Origin of the sequence: Jeongeupia chitinilytica (assembly GCF_014652315.1) — a bacterium.
GTDB classification, from domain to species: domain Bacteria; phylum Pseudomonadota; class Gammaproteobacteria; order Burkholderiales; family Chitinibacteraceae; genus Jeongeupia; species Jeongeupia chitinilytica.
In genome coordinates this window covers 455,944-479,424 of the sequence record NZ_BMYO01000001.1, presented here as the reverse complement: position 1 = coordinate 479,424, position 23,481 = coordinate 455,944, and the positions used below count along the sequence as shown (strand labels likewise).

Annotated in this window: 27 protein-coding genes; 10 read left to right on the top strand and 17 right to left on the bottom strand. The window is 64.6% G+C overall.

What is annotated here, in order from left to right:
* Nucleotides 1–21: 21 nt before the first annotated feature.
* Nucleotides 22–525 (bottom strand): GyrI-like domain-containing protein, encoded by a 504-nt coding sequence (locus IE097_RS02305; protein ID WP_189458516.1) that lies wholly within the window; start codon nt 523–525, stop codon nt 22–24.
* Nucleotides 526–701: 176 nt separating this feature from the next.
* Here IE097_RS02305 and IE097_RS02300 point away from each other — a divergent pair, with 176 nt between their 5' ends.
* Nucleotides 702–1,106 (top strand): YkgJ family cysteine cluster protein, encoded by a 405-nt coding sequence (locus IE097_RS02300; protein ID WP_189458515.1) that lies wholly within the window; start codon nt 702–704, stop codon nt 1,104–1,106.
* A gap of 21 nt (nt 1,107–1,127) precedes the next feature.
* Entirely contained in the window at nt 1,128–1,322 is a 195-nt protein-coding gene (locus IE097_RS02295) for a hypothetical protein (RefSeq protein WP_189458514.1), read from the top strand.
* 56 nt (nt 1,323–1,378) lie between these two features.
* On the opposite strand, the gene IE097_RS02290 is transcribed toward IE097_RS02295, so the two are convergent.
* Together IE097_RS02290 and IE097_RS02285 are read right to left on the bottom strand one after the other, a co-directional pair.
* A complete protein-coding gene (locus IE097_RS02290; protein WP_189458513.1) occupies nt 1,379–2,356 on the bottom strand; it encodes an MBL fold metallo-hydrolase in 978 nt (325 codons plus the stop codon).
* A 106-nt stretch (nt 2,357–2,462) separates the two neighbouring features.
* Nucleotides 2,463–2,669, bottom strand: a complete 207-nt coding sequence (locus IE097_RS02285) for a hypothetical protein (protein ID WP_189458512.1) — start codon at nt 2,667–2,669, stop codon at nt 2,463–2,465.
* Between the two features lie 226 nt (nt 2,670–2,895).
* On the opposite strand from IE097_RS02285, the gene IE097_RS02280 reads away from it, so the two are divergent.
* Nucleotides 2,896–3,768: an energy transducer TonB gene (locus IE097_RS02280; RefSeq protein WP_189458511.1), complete on the top strand. Its 873-nt coding sequence runs from the start codon at nt 2,896–2,898 to the stop codon at nt 3,766–3,768.
* Between the two features lie 23 nt (nt 3,769–3,791).
* On the opposite strand, the gene IE097_RS02275 is transcribed toward IE097_RS02280, so the two are convergent.
* Entirely contained in the window at nt 3,792–4,685 is an 894-nt protein-coding gene (locus IE097_RS02275) for a LysR family transcriptional regulator ArgP (RefSeq protein ID WP_189458510.1), read from the bottom strand.
* A 168-nt stretch (nt 4,686–4,853) separates the two neighbouring features.
* On the opposite strand from IE097_RS02275, the gene IE097_RS02270 reads away from it, so the two are divergent.
* A complete protein-coding gene (locus tag IE097_RS02270; protein WP_189458509.1) occupies nt 4,854–5,459 on the top strand; it encodes a LysE/ArgO family amino acid transporter in 606 nt (201 codons plus the stop codon).
* 98 nt (nt 5,460–5,557) lie between these two features.
* A complete protein-coding gene (locus tag IE097_RS02265; protein WP_189458508.1) occupies nt 5,558–6,277 on the top strand; it encodes a glutathione S-transferase family protein in 720 nt (239 codons plus the stop codon).
* Here the strand turns inward: IE097_RS02265 and IE097_RS02260 are convergent.
* Both IE097_RS02260 and IE097_RS02255 read right to left on the bottom strand, forming a co-directional pair.
* Nucleotides 6,274–7,161: a carbohydrate ABC transporter permease gene (locus IE097_RS02260; RefSeq protein ID WP_189458507.1), complete on the bottom strand. Its 888-nt coding sequence runs from the start codon at nt 7,159–7,161 to the stop codon at nt 6,274–6,276. The two genes, IE097_RS02265 and IE097_RS02260, sit on opposite strands and share 4 nt — an antisense overlap.
* 2 nt (nt 7,162–7,163) lie before the next feature.
* Nucleotides 7,164–8,051 (bottom strand): carbohydrate ABC transporter permease, encoded by an 888-nt coding sequence (locus tag IE097_RS02255; protein ID WP_189458506.1) that lies wholly within the window; start codon nt 8,049–8,051, stop codon nt 7,164–7,166.
* 142 nt (nt 8,052–8,193) lie between these two features.
* Between IE097_RS02255 and IE097_RS02250 the strand changes: the two genes are divergently transcribed.
* Together IE097_RS02250 and IE097_RS02245 are read left to right on the top strand one after the other, a co-directional pair.
* Nucleotides 8,194–9,054: a polysaccharide deacetylase family protein gene (locus IE097_RS02250; protein WP_189458505.1), complete on the top strand. Its 861-nt coding sequence runs from the start codon at nt 8,194–8,196 to the stop codon at nt 9,052–9,054.
* A gap of 102 nt (nt 9,055–9,156) precedes the next feature.
* Nucleotides 9,157–10,083: a DUF7916 family protein gene (locus IE097_RS02245; RefSeq protein ID WP_189458504.1), complete on the top strand. Its 927-nt coding sequence runs from the start codon at nt 9,157–9,159 to the stop codon at nt 10,081–10,083.
* 12 nt (nt 10,084–10,095) lie between these two features.
* On the opposite strand, the gene fumC is transcribed toward IE097_RS02245, so the two are convergent.
* On the bottom strand, nt 10,096–11,502 hold the full coding sequence (gene fumC / locus IE097_RS02240; RefSeq protein ID WP_189458692.1) for a class II fumarate hydratase: 1,407 nt from the start codon (nt 11,500–11,502) through the stop codon (nt 10,096–10,098).
* Nucleotides 11,503–11,609: 107 nt separating this feature from the next.
* Between fumC and IE097_RS02235 the strand changes: the two genes are divergently transcribed.
* Both IE097_RS02235 and IE097_RS02230 read left to right on the top strand, forming a co-directional pair.
* Complete coding sequence (locus IE097_RS02235; protein ID WP_189458503.1) at nt 11,610–12,746, top strand: BamA/TamA family outer membrane protein; 1,137 nt, start codon at nt 11,610–11,612, stop codon at nt 12,744–12,746.
* 67 nt (nt 12,747–12,813) lie between these two features.
* Nucleotides 12,814–14,085, top strand: a complete 1,272-nt coding sequence (locus tag IE097_RS02230) for a DUF1615 domain-containing protein (RefSeq protein ID WP_229797374.1) — start codon at nt 12,814–12,816, stop codon at nt 14,083–14,085.
* Between the two features lie 41 nt (nt 14,086–14,126).
* Here IE097_RS02230 and IE097_RS02225 read toward each other — a convergent pair whose 3' ends face one another.
* The 7 genes from IE097_RS02225 to yajC all read right to left on the bottom strand — a co-directional run bounded on the left by IE097_RS02225 (nt 14,127) and on the right by yajC (nt 19,891).
* A complete protein-coding gene (locus IE097_RS02225; protein ID WP_189458502.1) occupies nt 14,127–14,714 on the bottom strand; it encodes an acyl carrier protein phosphodiesterase in 588 nt (195 codons plus the stop codon).
* A 27-nt stretch (nt 14,715–14,741) separates the two neighbouring features.
* Nucleotides 14,742–15,065 (bottom strand): low molecular weight protein tyrosine phosphatase family protein, encoded by a 324-nt coding sequence (locus IE097_RS02220; RefSeq protein WP_229797373.1) that lies wholly within the window; start codon nt 15,063–15,065, stop codon nt 14,742–14,744.
* A 5-nt stretch (nt 15,066–15,070) separates the two neighbouring features.
* Nucleotides 15,071–15,967 carry a malonyl-ACP O-methyltransferase BioC gene (gene bioC, locus IE097_RS02215; protein WP_189458500.1) on the bottom strand — a complete coding sequence of 299 codons (897 nt, stop codon included), beginning with the start codon at nt 15,965–15,967 and terminating at the stop codon, nt 15,071–15,073.
* On the bottom strand, nt 15,964–16,605 hold the full coding sequence (locus IE097_RS02210) for a DedA family protein (protein WP_189458499.1): 642 nt from the start codon (nt 16,603–16,605) through the stop codon (nt 15,964–15,966). The genes bioC and IE097_RS02210 overlap by 4 nt, the downstream gene beginning before the upstream one ends.
* 76 nt (nt 16,606–16,681) lie before the next feature.
* Complete coding sequence (gene secF / locus IE097_RS02205) at nt 16,682–17,617, bottom strand: protein translocase subunit SecF (RefSeq protein WP_189458498.1); 936 nt, start codon at nt 17,615–17,617, stop codon at nt 16,682–16,684.
* Nucleotides 17,618–17,629: 12 nt separating this feature from the next.
* A complete protein-coding gene (gene secD, locus IE097_RS02200; protein ID WP_189458497.1) occupies nt 17,630–19,489 on the bottom strand; it encodes a protein translocase subunit SecD in 1,860 nt (619 codons plus the stop codon).
* A 78-nt stretch (nt 19,490–19,567) separates the two neighbouring features.
* On the bottom strand, nt 19,568–19,891 hold the full coding sequence (yajC, locus tag IE097_RS02195) for a preprotein translocase subunit YajC (RefSeq protein ID WP_189458496.1): 324 nt from the start codon (nt 19,889–19,891) through the stop codon (nt 19,568–19,570).
* 144 nt (nt 19,892–20,035) lie between these two features.
* On the opposite strand from yajC, the gene IE097_RS19520 reads away from it, so the two are divergent.
* Nucleotides 20,036–20,740, top strand: coding sequence for a glycine zipper 2TM domain-containing protein (locus IE097_RS19520; RefSeq protein WP_189458495.1), 705 nt, complete (start codon nt 20,036–20,038; stop codon nt 20,738–20,740).
* An 11-nt stretch (nt 20,741–20,751) separates the two neighbouring features.
* Here the strand turns inward: IE097_RS19520 and IE097_RS02185 are convergent, their stop codons facing one another.
* The 3 genes from IE097_RS02185 to IE097_RS02175 form a co-directional block, all read right to left on the bottom strand.
* Complete coding sequence (locus IE097_RS02185; protein WP_189458494.1) at nt 20,752–21,213, bottom strand: bacteriohemerythrin; 462 nt, start codon at nt 21,211–21,213, stop codon at nt 20,752–20,754.
* Nucleotides 21,214–21,370: 157 nt separating this feature from the next.
* Entirely contained in the window at nt 21,371–22,501 is a 1,131-nt protein-coding gene (tgt, locus tag IE097_RS02180; protein ID WP_189458493.1) for a tRNA guanosine(34) transglycosylase Tgt, read from the bottom strand.
* A gap of 144 nt (nt 22,502–22,645) precedes the next feature.
* Nucleotides 22,646–23,425 (bottom strand): tetratricopeptide repeat protein, encoded by a 780-nt coding sequence (locus IE097_RS02175; protein ID WP_189458492.1) that lies wholly within the window; start codon nt 23,423–23,425, stop codon nt 22,646–22,648.
* Nucleotides 23,426–23,481: the final 56 nt, after the last annotated feature.

Genomic DNA, 23,481 nt, shown 5'->3' with positions numbered 1-23,481 from the left:
CGACAGCCCTCACCGGGAGTATCAGGGTTTCGCGACCGGCCACCAGATTTCCATCGTCCGCTCGGCCTGCCCCGGTTCGCCCCGTTCGTCGTAGTATTCGAAACCGATGCGGGCAACGTCATGCCGGTAAGGCGCGCTCGCCTGCCATTGCTTGAGATCGGACCACCCCTGACCGATGGCCGCGATGAAATCGGACTCGCTCTGCGTCGGCGCAGTGGTCAGCACCGCGTAGTCGCCGGGGTTGATCGTCAGTGTCGCGTAGCCCTCCGGTACCGCAGTTCCGGCGGGCACGGCAAGACCGATCAGGTAGTTGAAGTCGGTCGACTGGTCGTCGAAACCGTAAATCGCGCCAAAGAAGGCGCGGGGCACGTCGTGCTGGCCGGGAATTTTTGCGAACAGGTTCTGCTCGAACACCCGGCGCCATGCCGCCGGAATGTCGCGATGGTTCAATCCGTCGCGCAGTGTCGTCGCGACATTGATGCCGATCAGCGTGTGTTGCGGATTGCAATCCAGACGCAGGTTCATGGCCAACTCCTTTCCGATGATGACGTCAATCTGACCCGGATCGTAGACCTGTGCGTCGACCACAACAATGTGCCTCTGCCGGTTAGGCAAGCGTGGCAAAACCACCTGGCTGGCCATGCGCCGCCCGGGCCGGTGGCTGCGTATAATCGCCCCGCTTCACGTCCGCCCTGCCAGCCATGCCCGCTCCGTACAAAAAACTGATCCACGTTTCCACGCTCGAGAATCTCGATACCTGGGCGCGCTACCGCAACGGCATGTGTCTGGACTGCCGGTCCGGCTGTTGCAGCATGCCGGTCGAAGTGAAGCTGCCCGATCTGGTGCGGATGGGCGTGGTCGATGCGTTCGAGGCCGAACACGAGCAGCCGAAGCAGATCGCCAAGCGGCTGCAGAAGGCCGGCGTGATCCAGCACTTCAATTTCAAGCTGAACGTCTTCACACTGGCGCAGCGCGCCAGCGGCGACTGCAGCTATCTCGACGCCGACACCCGCCTGTGCACGATCTACGACCTGCGGCCCAACACCTGTAGAAACCACCCGAAGATCGGCCCGCGCCCGGGCTTCTGCGCCTACCGCAACAAGTAACACTCGTTTCGAGCCCAGCCCATGACCGACGCCAAGCCCGCCATCCTGCCCCAGTCCTGCCCCAAATGCGGTGCGCCGCCCGACGTGCGCAAGGCCGGTGCCAACCGTGTCTGGGTGCAGTGCGCCAAGTTCGGCGCCAACGGCAACTGCAACGTGATCTGCTCGCCGCAGCCGACCCGCAAGGAAGCGGTTGCGGTCTGGAACCGGTTGAAGTAACCGAGTCCCAAAACAAAACGGGAAGGCAGCGCCTTCCCGTTTTGCATGCTCGCCGCTCAGCGATCGCCGCGGATCGGCCCGTACTCGATCGGCACCCAGGCATAGGCGTTGCCCTCGCTGCGCACGTGGCCAAGGCCAGGGAAAGGCAGATGCGCACCGCCGACCCAGAGCTTGTCCCTGGCTGCGTTGGCAAAGATGGCCTTGCGCGTCGCGATCGCCTGCTCGCTGTTGACGTCGAACTCGAGCGACACCTCCGGCCGGGAGAACTGTACCGAATGACTGTGGACCAGATCCCCCCACAGCAACAGGCTCTGGTTCTTCGAGCTGATCAGGTAGCCGGTATGTCCCGGCGTATGGCCGGCAGCAGCGACCGATGTCACACCGGGCAGCAGCTTGTCGCCAGCGCCGAACACCTTGAGGCGCCCCTGTCTGGCGTAAGGCAGAACCGAGTCCTTGGCCATTTTGAAGAACGGCTGCATTTCCTTCGGCGCCTTGCTGGCGGTTTCGTCGTCCAGCCAGAAACCGCTTTCGGCCTTGGACACATAGACATCGGCATTCGGAAACGCCGGCTTGCCGTCGTCGCTGGCAAGGCCACAGGCGTGATCGGGGTGCAGGTGGGTCAGCAGCACCAGATCGACCTGTTCCGGTGTGTAGCCGGCCGCCTTGAGGTTGGTGCCGATATTGCCCAAGTTCGGGCCGAAACACTTGCCGCTGCCGCTGTCGACCAGGATCAGCTTGTCGCCGGCATGCACCAGAAAGGCATTGACCGCGGTCTGCACGCCCGGCGTGGTTTGCAGGAACATCCGCGCCAGCAGCGTCTGGATATCCTGAGCGCTGGCGCCTTTCAGCAACTTGGGGTCGATATCGATGTAACCGTCGTAGAGCGCGGTGACGACGAAGTCGCCAAGCGCCATCCGGAAAAAGCCCGGCGCCTGGGTTTTCAGTTGCGCCGGCGGCGCGGCGTGCACCACGGGCGCGGCAAGGCCGGCCACGGCCAGCGCGAGCAGTATCGAGCCTAGGGACTTGCGGATCATTTCATCTCTCCGGGGGCGCGGCTTGTGCCGCTTGTCCGGAAAGATAACAAAACTTACACAAATTCAACAGAAAATTCAGGAGATCAAGTAAGCAAACCCGACGTCATCAACGCCGTCCACGGTCTGCCGTTTCCGTACTCGCCGGCACCAGCACGTCGACCCCGGCCGGAACGCTTTGCTGCTCTCGGGCCAGCCGGATCTGGTTTTCGATGTCGCTGATCCTGGCGGTGGTGATCTCGCCAGCGGCATTGGCCATGCCGACGATCAGAAAACCGGACAGCGACATCAGGGCAACGCGGGATTTCATGCTCATGGGATTGTCCTCGACGGGCGTCGCCCCTACGGGCGGCGAGGTTCATGCCTGGCCGGGCGGAACGCGCTACGGCAGCAGGCAAGGGCCGACCGGCTGAAGATGCGTACCCGCCGGCAGATATCAAGTCCTTAGGGGGACTCGAAATTTTGGTATCAGTTCCCAAGAGCGACCTAGCCAGGGCGGAACCATGCTAACGTCACGGCTTTGCCGCCCATACCCGAAACCCTTGCACAGCCTCAGTTCGCCCTCGTCCGTCGACCTGTCGTCCGAAGCGCCACGCACGCCGCGCTGGCTTTGGCTTGCGCTGGTGGCATCGCTGCTCGGCCACCTGTCGTTGTTGCTGCTCAAACCGCTGCAGCAGGGCGATACCGCCGCCGTCGATTCGCCACCGCTGCAGATGCGGCTGGTGCGGACCGCCAAGCCGGTCCAGCCGACGCCGCCCGTCCCGCCGACGCCCGCCGAGCCGCAGACCAGACTGGTCCCGGAAAAGAAGCAGATCCAGACGCGTGACCGGTCGGACCATGCTGTGCCGAAATCGGTCGCCAAACCGCTGGCACGGCGCAAGCAAGCCGCGGCCAGCGCCCCCCCCGCCGTACCGCAGAAACAGCTTGATCCGAGTTATCACGAGATCGAAATGAACGGCCTGGACGAGGCCATCGGTGTTCGCCCGGACGGCAAGCAGAAAAAGCTCGTCACCCGCTATGCCGACCTGCCCAAGGAAGGCAGCGACGTCGAGGAAGACAGCGCGACCCGCGCGCAGCAGCGGCCCGACACCCGGGCGATGTTCGGACTGTGGGAAGCCCAGATCCGCAACAAGGTCGAGCGCATTGGCACGATGAACTACCCGCGCGACGAAAAGGGCAACCCGCTGCAGGGGCTGCTGCGCTTCCGGCTGGTACTCAACGCCGACGGCACCATTTACGATGCCGGCGTCGAGGAGACCTCGGGCGATCCGCGACTCGACGCCGAGACGCTGAAGATCATCCGTTACGCCGCGCCGTTCGGTCCGGTTCCGCGCCCGCTGCTGGACAAAAACGGCCGGATCACGCTGGTGCGCTACTACCGCTTCGTCAACGAACGCACGCGCTGGAGCAACTGACCGCCCGGCCCGTACGGGCCGGCCTACGCAGGCTGGCGCAGCACCGAACGGGCTGCAGCGACGATGCGCCGGAACAGCGCGTCGACCATCGGCGCCTGAATCTGCCATGCGTGCCAGTACAGCGGTACATCGTGCGGTCTGGCCGGCAGCAGGTCGATCAGCGTGCCGGCGGCCAGTTGCGTACCGACAGCCAGCTCGGGCACGAGGACGTAGCCGACATCGAGCAGCGCGAAATCGACAAAGGCCTGCGACGACGGCATCAGGTGCGCCGGGTAGTGTCCCTCGGCAATGCCGAAATGGCGTGCCAGATAGCCGCCGAGCATGGCGTCCTTCCGGTTGTACAGCAGCCCCGGTGCCCGCAACAGTGCCGCCCGATTGATCCCGTCGGCAAAGTACCGGTCTGCAAAGCGCGGCGTTGCGGCACAAATGTAACGCAGCGCCCCCAGCGGTTCGGCGACGCAACCACGCATCGCATCGGACCTAGCCGACACGCACGCCAGCGCCTCGCCCCGTGCCAGCAACTCGTGGGTGTAGTCCTCGTTGTCGACCTGCAGCTCGACGGTGAACGGCGATCCGGCCAGTACGCCGGCCAGCACGCCGGGCAACCAGGCGTGCAGGCTGTCGGCATTGACCGCCAGCGCCAGACGCGACGGTCCCTCCCCCGGGCCGGCCAGCGTCCTCAGTGCCTCTTCCTCCAGCAAGCGGATGCGGTCCAGATAGCGCAGCAACGTCTGGCCGGCGCCGGTCGGCACGCAGGGTCGCCCGCGAGTCAGCAGGGTCTGGCCGAAGCGTGACTCGAGCGCGCGGATGCGCTGCGAAACCGCCGACTGGGTCAGGTGCAATGCCGTTGCGGCGCGCTCGAAACTGCCTTCGCGGACCACGCCCAGAAACGCCTCGGTGAGTTTGCCGTCAAACATGAATAAGAATTTCTGATGATTACTGAAACAGATTAATCCAGGTCGTCATCAGCAACGGCAATTTTTAAGCTGCAAGCCGACAACCACACCGACCGGTACCAGTCCGCCGCTCCCAAGCCACAAGGCCGGCGTGCAGCGGAACCGGCGGATGACAAGGAGCTTGCAGACATGAATCCGACCTTCTGGCAGGGGCTGGCACTGGGCGGAAGCCTGATCGTCGCCATCGGCGCCCAGAATGCCCACGTCCTGCGCATGGGCCTGTTGCGCCGGCACGCAATGCTGACCGCTGCGGTTTGCGCGCTGTGCGACATCGCGCTGATTTCGCTGGGCCTGCTGGGCATGGGCGCCCTGCTCGCCGATTCGCCGGCACTCATGGCGGCTGCACGCTGGGGCGGGGCCGCCTACCTGCTCTGGTATGCCTTCGGTTCACTGCGTGCTGCCTTCAAACCGGCCGCGCTGGATGCAACGCAACAGGGAAGCAGTCTCAACCGGCAGCAAGCACTGGCGACGGCGCTGGGTTTCAGTCTGCTCAACCCGCACGTCTATCTCGATACCGTGTTGCTGCTTGGCAGCGTTGGCGGCCGCTACGACGGCATCGCCCGCTTGCAGTTCGGCCTTGGCGCGGTGTCGGCATCGCTGCTGTGGTTCTTCGGACTGGCGCTTGCCGCAAAAGCCCTGGCCCCGTGGCTCGCGCGGCCCATGGTCTGGCGGCTGCTCGACGGGCTCACCGCAGCGGTCATGGCCGGGCTGGCAGTCATGCTGCTGCGCGGCTGAGGCCGGCGCGGCAAGCGACTTTGACATCGAACACCCCGTTGCAACGCAGAACCGCTTACACTTGGAGCTGACACCCGTTCAACGTATTCGCATAGCCAATGATCACGCTGTTCACCTTCGGCCCCGGCATGGGCCTGCCCGATCCCAGCCCCTTCGTCACCAAGACCGAGGTGCTGCTCAAGCTGTCCGGTCTGCCCTACCGGACGCAGAGCGGCAGCATTTTCAGTGCGCCGAAGAGCAAACTGCCGCACATCGACGACGACGGCCACAAGGTCGCCGACTCGACCTTCATCCGGGCGTATCTCGAATCGCGTTACGACCTCGACTTCGACGAAGGCTACTCGCCGTCGCAGCGGGCGCTGGCCTGGGCGGTCGAGAAGATGCTCGAAGACCATCTGTATTTCGCCGTGCAGGCGTTGCGCTGGGAAAACGACGCGAACTTCGAACGCGGTCCGGCCGAGTTCTTCCGCAACGTCCCCGCGCCGATGCGCGCCGGCGTCAAGGCCATGATCCGCCGCCGCGTCAGCCGCGACCTCTACGGTCAGGGCATGGGACGGCATACGGCCGACGAACAGTTCGAACTGGCCCGCCGGGACATCGATGCGGTCGCCGAACTGCTCGGCGACAAGCCCTATCTGCTTGGCGACAGGCCCTGCGGGACCGATGCGACGGTGTTCGCCTTCCTGCTCGGCACCCTGTGCCCGCGTTTCGAATCGCCGCTGCGGCGCTATACCGAACAGCACAAGCCGCTGGTCGCCTATGTCGAACGGATGATGGCCCGCTTCTATCCGGACTTCACCGGCTGCAAGAAGGACTAGCGCCGGACCAGACCGCCGCCGCTCAGGAAAAAGCGCTGCGTCAGCGCGAACGCACCGACCACCGGGATCACCGACAGCACGATTGCGGCCATCACCAGATTGGTCGAGACCGCGAACGGCCCGGTCAGGTCGTTGAAGATGCCGACCGCGAGCGGCATCTTCAGTCGCTCCTTCAATACCACCGCCGGCCACAGATAGTCGTTCCAGGCGGCCACGAAAGTGAACACCGCCAGCGTCGCGATCATCGGTCTGGCCATCGGTACCGCCACCCGGCACATCACGCCGAACTCGCCGGCGCCGTCGACCCTTGCCGCATCGAGCACTTCGGCCGGCGTATCCTGGAACGCCTGACGCATCAGGAACACACCGAAAGCACCGGCGACATTCGGCAACACCACCGCGACATAGCTATCGAGCAGGCCAAGCTGCGCGCAGGTGATGAAATTGGGCACGATCGCCACTTCGGCCGGCACCATCAATGTCACCAGCAGCAGCACGAACAGCGCGTTGCGACCGCGGAACGCCATCCGTGACAGCGCATACGCACACGGAATCGTCAGCAGCAGGACCAGCAGCGTGGTCGCGGTCGAGATCAGCAACGAGTTGCCGAAATAGCGCCAGAACGGCATTTCGTAAAATACCCGGCCGAACCAGCGCAAGCCCGGATCGTTCGGCAGGAAGGCCGCCGGGAATATCCAGATCCCCGCCCCGTCACTCGACAGTGCGGCCGCCGTGGCCCACCAGAACGGAAAGACGGTGAACGCGCCGAACAGCAGCAAGGCCGCATAGCGCGGCAGCGCCAGCACGGCATCGCGCAACTGCCGGCGCAATCGGTACCAGCGCGGCGGCGCCAGCGGTGGCGCAAGAACAAGTTCCCGATTCATGATCATCCTCCGCGGCGCAGCAGACCCTGTTCACCAAAGAAGCGCAGCTGCAGCGCGGCGAGCGCGAGACAGACCAGCGTCACGATCAGCCCCGCCGCCGCCGCCAGCCCGAAATTGTGGCCGTAGAACGCCACGCCGAAAACGTAGACCAGCGCCGTCTGGGTATCGGCCTGACCAGCCGTCAGCACGATCACTTCCTGAAACGCCTTGAGCGCCTGGATCGTCGCCAGCAGCGTACACAGCAGGATCACCGGCTGCAGCGCCGGCAGCACCACGTGGCGCAGGCGCTGCCAGGCATCGGCACCGTCGATCTGCGCGGCCTCGAGCGGCTCGCGCGGCACGGTCTGCAAGCCCGCGAGGTAGAGCACCATGTAGTAGCCGACGTTCTTCCAGAACGAGAACGCCATCACCGCATACAGCGCCAGCTGCCGGTCGCCGAGCCAGTCCGGCTGTTCACCGAAGCCGATCAGGTGGACCGACTCCAGAAACCAGTTGAACAGTCCGTCGAAGCGCAGCACCTGCTGCCAGACCACCGCGGCAATCGACACCGCAATCACCACCGGCAGGTAATACAGCGCCCGGAAGAAGCCGATGCCCGGCATGCGCACATGCACCAGCAAAGCCAGCCCGAAGGCGCCAACCTGCAGCGGCAGGACCAGCAACAGGAAAATCAGCGAGTTCTTCAGCGCATGGCCGAAGCGCTCGGAGTCGGCCAGTTCGACGAAATGGGCAAAGCCGTTCCACATGCTGTTGCCGGTTTGCGGAAAGTAATCGCGGAATGCCAGCCAGAGGTTGAACAGCATCGGCCAGAGCGTGAATACCGCAAACACCGTGAAAAAAGGCGCAATGAACAGGTAGGCGGTACGCGGGTGGACACCGGGCATGGGCATCGGGTGCTCCTTGTGTGGTTGACGTAGTTTATGCATATCGACTACATAATGTCTTTGCCTTACTTGCCAACAAGAAATATTCGTGAATTAAAAAACACACAAACAAGTAAGATTGACGAATGCACACAGGGATTCCGATGCCATGAAGCCTGCGCCCCGCACCGTTTTCGGTTTTGCCGTACTCCTGCTGCTGTTACTGGCCGCGGCCTGGCTTGTCGTTGTCTGGTGGCCACCGGCGCCGCCGGCTGCGGGTCCGATCGCCGCCGAGGTGCCCAAGACGACGCAATCGGTCCGCACGCCCTTTCTCGACAACTGGGATCAGGTTCCGCTGGCGACGATGGCCCGGCAGGCCAATCAGCATCCGGGCGTCGTCCGGCTGGAAGGGCCGACGCACCGGCGCGTGATTGCGCTGACCTTCGACGACGGCCCGAGCCCCTGGACCCCCGACCTGCTCGACGTCCTGAAAAAGCACCGCGTCAAAGCAACCTTTTTCTGGCTCGGCAGCCAGATGGCCGGCCGCGAAGAGATCGTCCGCCGGGCACTGGCCGAAGGCCATACGCTGGCCAACCACAGCTGGAGCCACCCGAATCTGGCCGGCACCGACGAAAGCTATTTCTGGAACGAGGAAATCGCCCGCACCCAGACCGAATTCCGCCGCATCATCGGCAAGGCCCCGACCCTGATGCGTCCGCCTTACGGCAGCATCGACGACGCGCAGATCGGCATCGTCGGCAAACACGGCATGAAGGTCATCCTCTGGTCGATCGACGCCATCGACTGGTACCGCAACCGGATGCTGTTCGGTGCGCACGAAATCGAACGCGGCGTGCAACCCTATGTGCACGAAGAAGCGATCGTGCTGATGCACGACGGCGGCGGCAAACGCGGCGACACCGTGACCGCGGTCGACCGGCTGATCCCGTGGCTCAAGGCCGGCGGCTACGGCTTTGCCACTGTCGACGCGCTGCTCGGCGTGCCCCCCTATCAGCAGGAGGCGCATTGACGCTCTGCTTGCGCTGATCTGGCACGAATACGGGAAATCCGGGGCCACCACACCGGAACGAACGGGTTTACAGTAGTCCGGTTCACGTTCACGGAGACCGTCATGCACAAGCGCCTGCTCGACTGTAACGCCTCGGACCTTGCACGCATCGGCAAGGCCGACCTGCTGCACGCCATCCACGCCAGTGAGGGACGCGTGCTGGTCTGCGAAACCATCGGTGCGGTCCAGCCCATGCTGGTGACGATCAGCAATGCCGAGTTTGCTGCCAGCATGGGCGCCGACCTCCTGCTGCTCAACCTGTTCGACGTCAACCATCCGGTCGTCAACGGACTGCCCAAGGACACCGCGCCGGACGACGTGGTCCGCACGATCAAGCACCTGACCGGCCGGGTCATCGGCATCAACCTCGAGCCGGTGGACCCGGCCTTCGGCGAGAGCGAGGACGAGCTGTGGGGCATGCAGCCGGGCCGGCTCGCCACCGTCGCCAACGCGCAGAAAGCCGCAGCCATGGGGGTCAACCTGCTGGTGCTGACCGGCAATCCGGGCAACGGCGTGTCCAACGCGGCGATCACCCACACCCTCAGGGCGATCAACGCCGAGGTCGGCGACCGGCTAGTGCTGGTGGCCGGCAAGATGCATGCATCGGGCATCCTTGGCGAAGGTGCCGAGCAGATCATCACCCGTGCCGACATCGACGAATTCGTCGCCGCCGGCGCCAACGTCATCCTGTTGCCGGCACCGGGTACCGTGCCCGGCATCACGCTCGAGTATGTGCGCGATCTGGTCGGCTACGCGCACAAGCTCGGCGTGCTGACGCTGACTGCCGTCGGTACGTCACAGGAAGGTGCCGACGAGGCGACGATCCGCCAGATCGCGCTGATGGCCAAGATGACCGGCACCGATCTCCACCACCTCGGCGACACCGGCTACATGGGCATGGCGCTGCCGGAGAACATCACCGCCTACAGCATCGCCATCCGCGGCCGGCGCCACACCTACGCCCGCATCGCCCGCTCGATCAACCGCTGATCCGGCGTCCGCTCAGTGGCCGGCGCTGGGTCGGGTCATGTCCATCGGCACGATCCAGCGCGAATACTCCTCTTCGCTCAGGTAAGCGAGGGCCAGTGCCGCCTGCTTGAGTGTCGTGCCGTCGTGGTGCGCCTTCTTGGCGATCTGTGCGGCCTTGTCGTAGCCGATGTGGCGGTTCAGCGCGGTCACCAGCATCAGGTTCTTGTCGAGGTTCTCGTCGATCCGTTCGAGCGCCGGCTCGATGCCGACCGCGCAATGATCGTTGAACGCCGCGCACGCGTCGGCCAGCAGCGTGATGCTCTCGAGCACGTTGTGCACCATCACCGGCTTGTAGACGTTGAGCTGGAAGTTGCCCTGCGTACCGGCAAACGCCACGGCCGCGTCGTTGCCGAACACCTGCACGCACACCATCGTCAGTGCTTCGCACTGGGTCGGATTGACCTTGCCCGGCATGATCGACGAGCCCGGCTCGTTCTCCGGAATCACCAGCTCGCCGATGCCGCAACGCGGCCCGGACGCGAGCCAGCGCACGTCGTTGGCCATCTTGAACAGCCCGCCGGCCAGCGTGCGCAGCGCTGCCGACGTCTGCACCAGCGCATCGTGCGCAGCGAGTGCGAAGAACTTGTTCGGCGCATCGACGAAAGGGTGGCCGGTCAGCTTGGCGATGCGCGCCGCCGCCGTCGCACCGAACTTCGGATGCGCGTTCAGCCCGGTACCGACCGCAGTGCCGCCAATGGCCAGTTCCAGCAGCCCCGGCTCGGCCGCGACGATCGCCTGGAGCCCGAAGTCGATCTGCGCCACCCATGCGCCGATCTCCTGCCCCAAGGTCACCGGCGTCGCATCCTGCAGGTGGGTCCGGCCGGTCTTGACCACATGCGCGTAGTCGTCCGCCTTCGCCGCCAGCGTCGCCCGCAGCTTTTCCACTGCCGGCCGCAAGCGCGTGTGCAGTTCTTCGACGACGGCGATATGCATCGCGGTCGGAAAGGTATCGTTCGAACTCTGGCCACGGTTGACGTGGTCGTTCGGGTGCACCGGTGTCTTGCGGCCGAGTTCTCCGCCTGCGATCTCGATCGCCCGGTTGGCGATCACCTCGTTGGCGTTCATGTTCGACTGCGTGCCCGAGCCGGTCTGGAACACCACCAGCGGAAAATGCTCGTCTAGCTTGCCGGCGATCACCTCGTCGGCCGCCTCGGCAATCAGTGCCGCGACATTGGCCGGCAGCTCGCCAAGCGACAGGTTGGCCTCGGCGGCCGCATGCTTGAGAATGCCGAGCGCGCGAATCACCGGCCGCTGCCAGCGAAAGCGCGCAACGCCGATCGGGAAGTTGCCCATCGAGCGCTGCGTCTGCGCCCCCCAGTAGCGGTCGGCGCGCACGTCGATCGCGCCCATCGAATCGGTTTCGGTCCGGTACTCCGTCATCACGCTTTCTCCCAGATTTCCGATCAAAATGCCGCACCGGCGATGCCAGCATCGCGACCTGCAAATCGCGGTCGTACAATGCAGTTACCGCCTCTGCCCGTTCCTTCATGATCCCACGCCTACGCCACCTGCTCGCAACACTCGGCCTGATCGCAGCGCTGATTCCCCCGGCGCATGCCGACGACGAGCTGACGCTGTTCGATCCGGACGACGGCGCACTCGACCTGAGCGATTACCTGCTCAACCACAAGGGCATCTTTCCGGTCCCCATCCTCATCACCGAACCGGCGATCGGTTACGGCGGCGGCGCGATGCTGCTGTACTTCCGCGAGTCGTTTGCCGAAGCCGCCGCCGAGGGCATGGAAGAATCCGGCCGGAAAACGCCGCCGACAATCAGCGGCCTCGGCGGCTTCGGTACGCAGAACGGCACCTGGCTCGGCGCGGCCTTCCACTTCCAGCCCATCGACGGCGACCGGTACCGCTACCTCGGCGGCATCGGCAAAACCTCGCTCAATCTGGATTATTACGGCGCACTGAGCCAGGCGCGCAGTTACACGCTCGACGGCGACTTCCTGCTGCAGCAGTTCCTGTTCCGCCTTGGCGACAGCGACTGGTTCGTCGGGCCACGCTATGTCTACTTCAGCAGCGACGTCGGTTTCGGTGACAACAAGGCGACCGAACTGGGCGATTTCGACGCCAGCCGCCGCATCGGCATGGCCGGCCTCGTTGTCGACTTCGACAGCCGCGACAACATCTTCTTTCCGCGTCACGGCAACTATCTGGAACTCGAATTGCAAGCCGCGCGCGACTGGCTGGGCAGCAGCAGCGAATTCGAGCTCTACGGCGCCCGTGCGTATACATGGCTGCCGCTGTCGAAGGCCTGGACGGTCGGGCTGCGTGTCGAAGGCGACACGATCGATGGCGACTTCCCGTTCTACCTGCAGCCCTACGTCGATCTGCGGGGCGTGCAGAAGGGGCGTTATCAGGACAAGAACGCCGTCGCGACCGAAGTCGAGCTGCGCTGGGACGTCACACCCCGCTGGTCGCTGCTCGCCTTCGGCGGTGTCGGCAAGGCCTGGGGCACCTGGAACGACTACGGCGACGCGCAGACGGTCTACGGCTACGGCACCGGTTTCCGCTACCTGATCGCCAAAAAGCTCGGCATGGCGGTCGGCCTCGATTTCGGCTGGGGCCCCGATGGCGAAAACGCCTTCTACATCCAGGTCGGCAGCGCCTGGAAGTAAAGGCAAAGCATGACCGGCACGGGGCGAGCCTGTAAGCTGGCACTTTTCACCGATCCCGCCCGCCGCCGTGAAGTCCGAATCGCTCGTCCGCCCGTTCGCCTGCCTGGTGCCGCTCGCCCTGCTCACCGCCTGTGCCAGCCCGCCGCCCGCCGTTGTTCCCGTCACCCCGCCGCTTGCCAGCGCCCCCGCAGCCGTCGCCAGCGAAGCCGCGGTCGCCACGCCGGTCGATGTCGCCAGTGCACCGGTCTCGGCTCCGGTTGCCAGCGCCCCGGTCGTGGTCGAGCCGCCGCCCGTACAAGCCGCCCGACCGGGCGGTCTCAATCAGGCCGAAGCCAAAGCGCTGCTGAACAAGGTGTTGCCGGCAAAAATCCCGGGCCGTGCGGAGTGGAATGCCGACATCCTCGATGCCTTTACCGCGTTGAAGATTCCCTATACGCCGGAGTACTTCTGCGCCGCTGCAGCCGTGATCGAGCAGGAATCGAGCTGGCAGGGCGATCCGACCGTGCCCGGCCTGCCGACCATCGTCTGGAACAAGATCGGCGAGAAGGCGGCAGACAAGCACATTCCGCTGATCGCGGTGAAGACCGCGCTGCTGAAGACGTCGCCGACCGGCGAAAGCTACAAGGCACGCATCGACAAACTGCGCACCGAACGCGAGATGAACGCGATCTTCGAGGACCTCAGCGCCGACGCCGCGCGCCTCGGCCTGCCGATGAACATGAACAACCCGATCCGTACCGGCGGACCGATGCAGGTCAGCGTCGAATTCGCCGAGTCGCACGTGCGCGTCTGGCCCTACCCCTACCCGCGCACCCGCAGCATCCGCGACACGGTGTTCACCCAGCGCGGTGGCACGTATTTCGGTATCGCCATCCTGCTGCAGTATCCGGCACCCTATGACGACATGCGCTACCGGTTCGCCGACTTCAATGCCGGCCGCTACGCCAGCCGCAATGCCGCATTCCAGGCCGCGCTGTCCAAACTCAGCGGCCGGTCGGTCGACCTCGACGGCGACCTGCTGAGCTACCAGAACGGCCGGCCGGCGGCAAAATCGAGCGATGTAGAGGAAGCGCTGGCATCGATCTCGGGCCAGCTCGGGATGAACCGCGACGCGATCCGTCGCGACCTGACGAGCGAAAAACTGGTCGGCTTCGGCCAGACCGGTCTGTACAAGAAGGTGTTTGCGCTTGCCGATGCCAGGAACGGCAAGCCGATGCCACGCGTGGCGATGCCGCAGATCCGGCTGATCAGCCCCAAGATCACCCGAAAACTGACGACCGAATGGTTCGCCAACCGGGTCGACGGTCGCTACCAGACTTGCCTGGCGCGGGCGAAGTAATCACCGGGTGACACTCCTCGGTCGCCACGACGACATGGCGTTCAGCGCTGCTGCCGCACCGCCTGCGCGTAAGCCAGCGCATCGGGCATGAATGCCAGAAAGTCGGCTTCGAAACCGGCATAGTGCTCGCGCAGCTCGTCGGCAGCACCGGCCAGCGGGTTGTCGCGGCGGATCCGGTGCGCCGACATCCGGTCCAGCGCCAGCGCAACGTTGTCGATGTCCCGGTACGAGGCCAGCCAGTCGGTCTGCGCCATGCGCGGCAGCACGGCTACGAATCCGTCCGGCAGCCCGGGCTGGGCGGCCAGTTCGGCATACAGTCTGGCGGTAAACCGCGGCAGCGTTTCGCCGGGCGAAAATGCCGTCCAGTGCACGGCCAGCAGGTGGTCGTAAAACAGGTCGACCATGATGCCGCCGTAACGCCGCCGCAACGGGCTGACGCGGGCGCGGCTGGCGGCAAAGGCCGGGTGCAGGTCGGCATAGGCGTCGATTTCGCGATGCAGTGCCACACCGTCGGCGAGTGCCGCCGGCAGCGCGCCCGGCAACACGCCCTTGACGAAATCACCGGCGACGCCGCCGGCACGATCGGCGGGGGCCGGCCCTGCGAGAACGGCATGGGCAAGGTAGTTCATCGATCTTCCCGGGCGGACTTCCGCAGGTCAGTCCGACTGGCGCAACAGCGGGCCGACCCTGGCTTCGAGCAGGTCGACGAGTTCGGCCTGCATGAACCGATACTGATCCGGAATGGCAAGACAGACCAGTTTTTTGTCCCGCAGCGCACGGCCGAACCGGTTGTTCAGCAGGCGCTGGTGACGCTTTTCCATCACGCAGACCAGATCGGCCCACGCCAGCTGATCGGCGGACAGCGGCGTTTCCGCATCCGCGGCCAGCCCGGCCGAATCGGTTTCGACTCCCGGCCATGTGGCAAAAACCGTTTCAGCCGTCGGACTGCGCCAGCGGTTGCGGCTGCAGATGAACAGCACCCGCGTCACCGGTTGCGCGGCCGGAACTCGATGACCTGGGCGCCGTCGGCCCGCGCTTTCGGCGCATGCTCGGGCTTCCATGCGTGGCCGTAGACGACCTCGTAGCTGCAAGGCAGTACGCCGTCACGCCGGAAGGCCTCGTACTGGGCCGTCACGCGCTGCCAGGCGGTCTTGCCCATCATGCCCCGTCGCCGGCCTTCGGTGACATTGTGTGCGCCGATTCCTTTCAGGTCCTGCATCACGCTCTTCACGTCCGGATAGGTCATGGTCAGCGTTTCCATGTCCATCACCGGGGTCGAAAAGCCGCTGTGCGACAGCGCATCGCCAAGGTCGTGCATGTCGATGAAGCGGTTGACATGGTTGTAGCCGTCGACGCCATCGAAGGCCGCACGCAGTTCCTTGAGCGTGTCGGGCCCCAGCGTCGAAAACATCAGCAGGCCGCCGGGCTTGAGTACGCGCAGGAACTCGCAGAAGGTTGCATCCGGCGTGTTGCACCACTGGATTGCCAGATTCGACCAGATCAGGTCGACCGATGCATCGGCCAGCGGCAGCGTTTCGATGTCGCCGCACAGTTGCACCGGGCGGTTGCGCTCGAACCGTGACAGCAGCTTCTTCAGGCCGCCGCCGGCGTGGCGCTCCCGGGCGATCTGCAGCATCGCCGGCGCCAAGTCGAGTTCGACCAGCTGGGCCTCCGGATAGCGTGCCAGCAGCGCCTTGCCCATGTAGCCGGTACCGCAACCGGCATCGAGCACCCGTGCGGGGCGCATCCGCACCAGATCGAGCCGGTCGGCCATCCGGTCGGCCACCTCGCGCTGCAGCACTGCCGCCGCATCGTAACTGGCGGCCGCCGCGTCGAAGCTGGCGCGGATCGCCGCCTTGTCGGTGTAAAACGCCTCGCTCATGCCGGTTTCTTGCTGTACTTCTGCCGAAGCACTTCGATGACGACCGGAATGATCGAAACCAGCACGATGCCGATGGCGATCAGGCCGATGTTCTTCTGGATGAAGGTGATCCCGCCGAAGAAGTAGCCGGCGTACAGCAGCGACACGACCCAGATGGCTGCGCCGACGATGTTGTAGAGCACGAAGCGCTTGTAGGTCATCTCGGCCATGCCCGCCACGAACGGTGCGAAGGTCCGGACGATGGGCACGAAGCGCGCGAGGATGATGGTCTTGCCGCCGTGGCGCTCGTAAAAGGCATGCGTCTTCTCGAGGTGGTCGCGGCGGAAGATCTTCGAGTCCGGATTGGCGAACAGCTTGTGGCCGAAGTAGCGGCCGATCACGTAGTTGAGCGCATCCCCCGCCACCGCGGCGATGAACAGCAGCACGACCAGGAAATGCACGTTCATGTGGCCGCCACCGGCGATCATGCCGGCGATGAACAGCAGCGAATCACCGGGCAGGAACGGTGTGACCACGAGGCCGGTTTCGCAGAAGATCACCGCGAACAGGATCGCGTAGACCCACGGGCCGTACAGGTTCACCAGTTGGGCAAGGTAGACGTCCAGATGCAGGAAAACGTCGATCGGATTGAATTCCATCACAGTCCTTAAACGAGAAAACGCCGGCGATGGACCCGCCGGCGCGCAAATGGTTCATGCGTTCGGCATGTGCCGATCAGACGACCGCTTCTTCCTTGATCTTCACCGGCTTGACCATGTTCTCGCGGGTCACGCCGAACATCAGCAGCAGCGGCGATGCGACCAGGACCGACGAGTAGATACCGAACAGGATACCGATGGTCAGCGCCATCGCGAAGCCGTGCAGCGCCGCACCGCCGAAGACCAGCATCGACAGCACCATCGCCTCGGTCGAACCGTGGGTGATGATGGTCCGGCTCATCGTCGCGGTGATCGCGTTGTCGATCACCTGCGGCACGGTCTTGCCGCGCATCTTCGGCGAGCGGAAGTTCTCGCGGATCCGGTCGAACACGACGACCGATTCGTTCACCGAGTAACCGAGCACCGCCAGCACGCCGGCGAGCACCGTCAGGTTGAACTCCCACTGGAACAGCGCGAAGCAGCCGAGAATGATCACCACGTCGTGCATGTTGGCGATCACCGCCGACACCGCGAAACGCCATTCGAAGCGGATCGCGAGGTAAACGATGATGCCGAGGCAGACGAGGATGATCGCCGTCAGACCGTGGGTGACGAGTTCGTCACCGACCGACGGACCGATGAACTCGACCTTGCGCAACTCGACGTCCGGACGCTCGGTCTTGAGCACCGTGATCACTTCGTTCGAGAGCTGGGCGCTGGTCTTGTCCTTGATGTTCGGCAGACGCACCATCACGTCGCGCGTCGTTCCCAGCGACTGCACCTGCGCCTCACCGTACTTCAGGTGTTCGACCTGGGTACGGATCTGGTTCAGGTCGGCCGCCTGCTGGTAGCGCAGCTCCATCACGGTGCCGCCGGTGAACTCGACACCGAAGTTGAGGCCCTTGAACACCAGGAAAAACACCGCGGCCACGAAGGTGAGCAGCGAAATCGCCGTCGTGAGCTTGCCGTAGCTCATGAACGGGATGTCGCGTTTGATACGGAAAAATTCCATCTTGAGCGGCCCTTATGCGTTCTTCTGGTCCGGCACCCAGACCTGGCCGATCGACAGCGAGGTCAGGCGGCGGCGGTAGCCGTAAATCAGGTTGATGATGCCGCGCGACACGACCACGGCACTGAACATCGACGTGAGGATGCCGAGGCAATGCACCACGGCAAAGCCGCGAACCGCACCCGAACCGAAGATCAGCAGCGCGACACCGGCGATCAGCGTGGTGACGTTCGAATCGAGAATCGTCGCCCAGGCGTGGCTGTAGCCGTTCGAGATCGCCGCCTGCGGCGTCATGCCGTTGCGCAGCTCCTCGCGGATCCGTTCGTTGATCAGCACGTTCGAGTCGATCGCCATGCCCAGCGTCAGTGCAATGGCGGCAATACCCGGCAGCGTCAGCGTGATGCCGATCGCCGACAGCAGCGCCACCAGCAACAGCAGGTTGCCGCCGAGCGAAACCGCCGAGACCAGACCGAACACGCGGTAGTAAATCACCATGAAGATCGCGATTGCCGCAAAGCCGTACAGCGTCGAATCGAAGCCCTTCTTGATGTTGTCCTTGCCCAGGCTCGGACCGATGGTGCGTTCCTCGACGATGTTCATCGGCGCAGCCAGCGAACCCGCACGCAGCAGCAGCGCGGTGTCATTGGCTTCGGCAACGCCCATCGAGCCGGAAATCTGCACGCGGCCGCCGCCGATTTCGCTGCGGACCACCGGCGCGGTCACGACCTCGCCCTTGCCCTTCTCGACCAGGATCATCGCGATGCGCTTGCCGATGTTCTCGCGGCTCAGGTCCTTGAAGATCGTCGCACCGGTCGAATCGAGGTTGATGTTCACCGAAGCATTGTTGTGCTCGTCGAAACCGGCCTGTGCATCGTTGATGTTGTCGCCGGTCAGTTCGACTTCCTTCTTCACCAGAATCGGCACGTTCTGACCGTTGCTGCCGCGACGTTCGGTCATCAGCTCGGTACCGGCCGGCACGTTGCCGCCGATCGCGGCCTGCAGGTTGGCCGGGTCGTCATCGACCAGACGGACTTCCAGCGTCGCGGTCCGGCCGAGGATGTCCTTGGCCTTGGCGGTGTCCTGGATGCCCGGCAGTTCGACGACGATGCGGCCGGCGCCCTGCTGCTGGATGATCGGTTCGGCCACGCCGAGTTCGTTCACGCGGTTGTGCAGCGTGGTGATGTTCTGTTTCACCGCGTCCTCGGACAGCTTCTGCTGCGCCGCTTGCGGATAGGTCACGACGATCTTGTTGCTGTCGCCCTTGACCGGGGTCACTTTCAGGTTCGGCAGCAGCTTGGTGACGACCGGCAGCGTCGCATCGACGGTCTCGGCATCACGCAGCTGGACTTCAACGCTGTCGCGACCGCGAACCACGGCGCCATAGCGGATTTTCTTGTCCTTCAGCTCGCGACGAACGTCGCCGGCGGTCTTCTCGAGCGCCTTGTCGACGGCGGCCTTCATGTCGACTTCGAGCAGGAAGTGCACACCGCCGCGCAGGTCGAGGCCGAGGAACATCGGCTTGGCACCGATCGCCTGCAGCCAGGCCGGCGTCTGCGGTAGCAGGTTCAGCGCCACGACATAGTCGTCGCCAAGCGCAGCCTGCAGCGCGTCCTTGGCCTTGAGCTGGGCATCGATGTCCTTGAAGCGCAGCTTGACCGACGCACCGTCGAACAGCACGTCTTCCGGATTCAGGCCGGCCTGCTTGACTGCGGCCACGGCACGGGTCTGCGTCGACGTATCGACCTTGACCATGGTGCGCGCGCTCGAGATCTGCACGGCGGGGCTTTCACCGAAGAAGTTCGGCAGCGTATAGAAGAAGGCCGCAACCAGTGCCACGGCGATCAATACGAATTTCCACAACGGGTAGCGGTTCATTGCATCCCTTAAACCTGAAGTGGCCGGCAGGCGCCGGCCAGAAAGCACAACGGGGCGACCATGGCCGCCCCGGAGCGATTACTTGTTGTTCTTGATGGTGCCTTTTTCCAGGCGCTGCGACACCGAGCCGCGCTGCACCAGGATTTCGACGTTGTCGGCCAGTTCGAGCGTGATGTACTGCTCGCTGACCTTGACGATGCGGCCCAGGGTACCGCCGCTGGTCACGACTTCATCGCCCTTCTGCAGTGCGTCGAGCATCGCCCGCTGTTCCTTGGCACGCTTCTGCTGCGGACGGATCAGCAGGAAGTAGAACAGCACGAAGATCACGATCATCGGCAGGAACTGCATGAAACCGGCAGCGGCGGGAACCGCGTCGGCGGCGTAAGCGGGAGCGATAAACATCGATCGGGCCTTTATTGAGAGTGGCAAAAAACGAAGCGGGTCATTCTAGCCCGCCCCCTGTCTGAAATCTACCGACATCCTTCACGCAGCGACGGATGCCCCCCCCTAAAATGAGGGTGCCTGCAATAAACGGAAACCCCGATCATGCGAATTGCACTGTGGATTGCCGCCGCCGCGCTGACAGCCGGTAGCTGGGCGCACGCAGACGGTCTGAACGACACCGGAACCATCCACGGCACCGGACATCAGTCCGGCACCGTCGCGTGCATCGAACAGGCAGCCGGCGGACAGAAAAGTTGCATCGATGCCGCCATCGACCATCGGACGACGACTCTCGACCTCGTGCGGTCGGCGCGCAGCCCGGACGAAACGCCGAGCTGCTACAGCGGCGGCGTGCGCAAGGTCCACATCAACCGGGACTGCAAGGAGCTGATTGCCGGCCATCGGCAACTGGCCAGCGCCGAGCCGCCCGGGACCGGCACCAGGGTGCCGCAACGGGCGACAGCGTCCAGCTGCAACGACTGCGGCGTTGTCACCAAGGTGCAGGCGGTCGAACAGGAAGGCGAAGGCGGCTGGACCGGCAAGATCGGCGGCGCGGTCGTCGGCGGCCTGCTGGGCAACCAGATCGGCGGCGGTACCGGCAAGACGATCGCCACCGTCGCCGGCGCGGCGGGTGGCGCCTATGCCGGCAACGAAGTGCAGAAACACGTCAGCAAGAAGACGGTCTACCAAGTCAGTTTCAAGCTCAACAGTGGCGCCATGCAGACGGTGAAGTTTGACGATGCCGACCACGGCTTCCACAAGGGCGACAAGATCCGCTTCGAGAACGGCCTGCTCAGCCACCGCTAGCCCGGCCGGAATCAGCCGGCGATACCCGACCAGAAACGGTCCAGCCAGCCCTTTTTCTGCCAGTTGCGCTGGGCGCCGCGCGACAGGAAGAACTCGGTGTAGCGGGTATCGCCCTCCTGGATGTGCTTGGTCAGCCAGTTGCGCAGGAAATGCAGCAGCTCGAAGGTGATGGCATCGCCGTCGGCCACCCGCTGCTGGAAGGCCTGCAACTGTGCGATCAGCGATTCGTGGTGCACCTTGTGCTCGTCGTACTCGGGATAGCCGAGGATGCGCATCAGGCTCTCTTCGACGGTGAAGTGGATGCGCGTGTAGTCGGCCAGCCGCGCCAGAATGGCCACCGATGCTTCGCGGCCGTGGTGCTCTCGGATCGCGTCGTACAACTCGTTCAGCAGATCGACCAGCACCTTGTGCTGCTCGTCGATTTCCTGAATCCCGACCGACAGGCCGTCATGCCATTCAACCAGTGGCTGCATCGTTTTCTCTCCATTGTCATGGAGCGGCATGGTGCAGAGGCACGCGCCGGCCAAGTTTGATCCAGATCAAGCCGGCCCGGCATGCTGGTGAAAGTCCCTAGCACCGACAACAAAAAACCCGGCCTGGCCGGGTTTTTTGTTCTAGCGCACGCGCCCATCAATCGATGCCACGGGCGCGATCGGCGTGAAAGCGTGTGACGAAAGCCGGGAAGGCATCGGCATCGATCGCGGCACGCATCTCGGCCATCAGCACCTGGTAGTAGCGCAGGTTGTGGATGGTATTGAGCTGCGAACCGAGGATCTCGCCCGAGCGGAACAGGTGGTGCAGATAGGCGCGGCTGAAGTTCTGGCACGCGTAGCAGTCGCACGTTTCGTCGAGCGGCCGCTCGTCGAGACGGTGCTTGGCGTTCTTGATCTTGATGTCGCCGAAGCGCGTGAACAGCATGCCGTTGCGCGCGTTGCGGGTCGGCATCACGCAGTCGAACATGTCGATGCCCTGGCTGACGCCGTAGACCAGATCCTCGGGGGTGCCGACACCCATCAGGTAGCGCGGCTTGTCTACCGGCAGGCGCGGGGCGGTGTGCGCGAGGATGCGTTCCATGTCCTCTTTCGGCTCGCCGACGCTCAGGCCACCGATCGCCATGCCGTGGAAGCCGATGTCGTTCAGGCCGGCCAGCGATTCGTCGCGCAGGTCTTCGTACATCCCGCCCTGAACGATGCCGAACAGCGCGTTCGGGTTTTCCAGCCTGTCGAACTCGCTGCGCGAGCGCTTGGCCCAGCGGTAGGACATGCGCATCGAATCGGCCGCCTGCTTGCGGTCGGCCGGGTACGGCGTGCATTCGTCGAAGATCATCACGATGTCGGAATTGAGCGCACGCTGAATCCGCATCGACTCTTCCGGCGTCAGGAACAGCTTGTCGCCGTTGACCGGGCTCTGGAACTTGACGCCTTCCTCGGTGATCTTGCGCAGGTCGCCCAGGCTGAACACCTGGAAACCGCCCGAGTCGGTCAGGATCGGTTTGTCCCAGCCCATGAACCGGTGCAGGCCGCCAAACTTGTTGATGACTTCCAGCCCCGGACGCAGCCACAGGTGGAAGGTGTTGCCGAGACAGATCTGCGCTTCGATCTCGTTCAGGTCGCGCGGCGTCATCGCCTTGACGGTCCCGTAAGTGCCGACCGGCATGAACACCGGCGTTTCGACCACGCCGTGATTGAGCACCATCGTGCCGCGCCGGGCACCGCCACTGGTCTTGTGCAGCGTGAACTGCAAGCCTTGCTGTTGAGCCATACTGATTCCTCGTGCCGCCGGAAAACAGTCCGGCGCAATATCAAAGGGGCTGCCAACGCAGCCCCCGCAAGGTGCCGAAATTACCACGGCCGGACGCCGCATGACCACAGGATGATTACCGGCGGCCAGCGTCCGGGGGCGCACTCAGAACAGCGCAACCCGGGTATGCGGTGTATGGCACTTCGCCGCATGGCCGGCGTACTCGCCAAGAAACTGTGCCTGAGCGGGATCAACCGGCAGCCCCAGCTCGCCGCGTGCATACGCGAGCGACAGCGTCTGCAGCGCCGCCGGATGCTCGTCGCTGGCCGCCGCCTGATACCAGTACAGCGCCAGCGCCTCGTCATGCGGCAGGCCGTCGCCGTCGCGGTAACGGTTGGCCAGCGCGAACATGGCATCCGCATCGCCATCGGCCGCCGCCTGCGCCAGCCATTGCTGTCCCAGCACCGGATCGGCCACGCCTCCCTCGCCGCGCAGCAGCATCATGGCCAGCCGGTGGCGGGCCGCCGGCAAGGTACCGGCACGTTCGAACCAGTGCCGGGCCGCAAGCGGATCGCCCGGCAGCGTCCGCCCCTGCAGATAGGCCAGGCCAAGCCGGTAAGCCGACTCGGCATCGCCAGACCGGGCGCCGCGGCGGTACCAGTCAAGTGCACGCTGCTGTGCGTCCGGCGTCGGGTCGACCGCCGCAAGTTCGGCCATCGTCCGCGCGGCCAGCGGATGGCCGTAGTCGGCGAGTTGCCGCAATGTCCGCTCGCCGCCTTCGCGATGCGCCTGCACGTCGAACCGAAGCTGCCGGATCGCGCTCGCCGGCTGCGCCAGCGCCGCACGGCGCTGCGCCGATGCGCTGGCCGACAGGCCCGCGGCGGCAGCAAGCGCCACCAGCAACAGCATCACCGGCCAGCGCCAGCGTCTGATCAATGCCCACATGTCACCCTCCAAATGGGAAAACCCCGGCCGGCGCCGGGGCTGGATTGCCGTGAGTC

Excerpts from the sequence above, each read along its gene's own strand:
- IE097_RS02175 (WP_189458492.1), bottom strand. The coding sequence starts at position 23,425 with ATGTGGGCATTGATCAGACGCTGGCGCTGGCCGGTGATGCTGTTGCTG.
- yajC (WP_189458496.1), bottom strand. The coding sequence starts at position 19,891 with ATGTTTATCGCTCCCGCTTACGCCGCCGACGCGGTTCCCGCCGCTGCC.
- IE097_RS02185 (WP_189458494.1), bottom strand. The coding sequence starts at position 21,213 with ATGCAGCCACTGGTTGAATGGCATGACGGCCTGTCGGTCGGGATTCAG.
- IE097_RS02260 (WP_189458507.1), bottom strand. The coding sequence starts at position 7,161 with ATGAATCGGGAACTTGTTCTTGCGCCACCGCTGGCGCCGCCGCGCTGG.
- IE097_RS02275 (WP_189458510.1), bottom strand. The coding sequence starts at position 4,685 with ATGTTTGACGGCAAACTCACCGAGGCGTTTCTGGGCGTGGTCCGCGAA.
- IE097_RS02235 (WP_189458503.1), top strand. The coding sequence starts at position 11,610 with ATGATCCCACGCCTACGCCACCTGCTCGCAACACTCGGCCTGATCGCA.
- IE097_RS02290 (WP_189458513.1), bottom strand. The coding sequence starts at position 2,356 with ATGATCCGCAAGTCCCTAGGCTCGATACTGCTCGCGCTGGCCGTGGCC.
- bioC (WP_189458500.1), bottom strand. The coding sequence starts at position 15,967 with ATGAGCGAGGCGTTTTACACCGACAAGGCGGCGATCCGCGCCAGCTTC.
- IE097_RS02245 (WP_189458504.1), top strand. The coding sequence starts at position 9,157 with ATGCACAAGCGCCTGCTCGACTGTAACGCCTCGGACCTTGCACGCATC.
- IE097_RS02255 (WP_189458506.1), bottom strand. The coding sequence starts at position 8,051 with ATGCCCATGCCCGGTGTCCACCCGCGTACCGCCTACCTGTTCATTGCG.
- IE097_RS02285 (WP_189458512.1), bottom strand. The coding sequence starts at position 2,669 with ATGAGCATGAAATCCCGCGTTGCCCTGATGTCGCTGTCCGGTTTTCTG.
- fumC (WP_189458692.1), bottom strand. The coding sequence starts at position 11,502 with ATGACGGAGTACCGGACCGAAACCGATTCGATGGGCGCGATCGACGTG.
- IE097_RS02300 (WP_189458515.1), top strand. The coding sequence starts at position 702 with ATGCCCGCTCCGTACAAAAAACTGATCCACGTTTCCACGCTCGAGAAT.
- IE097_RS02295 (WP_189458514.1), top strand. The coding sequence starts at position 1,128 with ATGACCGACGCCAAGCCCGCCATCCTGCCCCAGTCCTGCCCCAAATGC.
- secF (WP_189458498.1), bottom strand. The coding sequence starts at position 17,617 with ATGGAATTTTTCCGTATCAAACGCGACATCCCGTTCATGAGCTACGGC.
- IE097_RS19520 (WP_189458495.1), top strand. The coding sequence starts at position 20,036 with ATGCGAATTGCACTGTGGATTGCCGCCGCCGCGCTGACAGCCGGTAGC.
- IE097_RS02250 (WP_189458505.1), top strand. The coding sequence starts at position 8,194 with ATGAAGCCTGCGCCCCGCACCGTTTTCGGTTTTGCCGTACTCCTGCTG.
- secD (WP_189458497.1), bottom strand. The coding sequence starts at position 19,489 with ATGAACCGCTACCCGTTGTGGAAATTCGTATTGATCGCCGTGGCACTG.
- tgt (WP_189458493.1), bottom strand. The coding sequence starts at position 22,501 with ATGGCTCAACAGCAAGGCTTGCAGTTCACGCTGCACAAGACCAGTGGC.
- IE097_RS02265 (WP_189458508.1), top strand. The coding sequence starts at position 5,558 with ATGATCACGCTGTTCACCTTCGGCCCCGGCATGGGCCTGCCCGATCCC.
- IE097_RS02270 (WP_189458509.1), top strand. The coding sequence starts at position 4,854 with ATGAATCCGACCTTCTGGCAGGGGCTGGCACTGGGCGGAAGCCTGATC.
- IE097_RS02225 (WP_189458502.1), bottom strand. The coding sequence starts at position 14,714 with ATGAACTACCTTGCCCATGCCGTTCTCGCAGGGCCGGCCCCCGCCGAT.
- IE097_RS02210 (WP_189458499.1), bottom strand. The coding sequence starts at position 16,605 with ATGGAATTCAATCCGATCGACGTTTTCCTGCATCTGGACGTCTACCTT.
- IE097_RS02305 (WP_189458516.1), bottom strand. The coding sequence starts at position 525 with ATGAACCTGCGTCTGGATTGCAATCCGCAACACACGCTGATCGGCATC.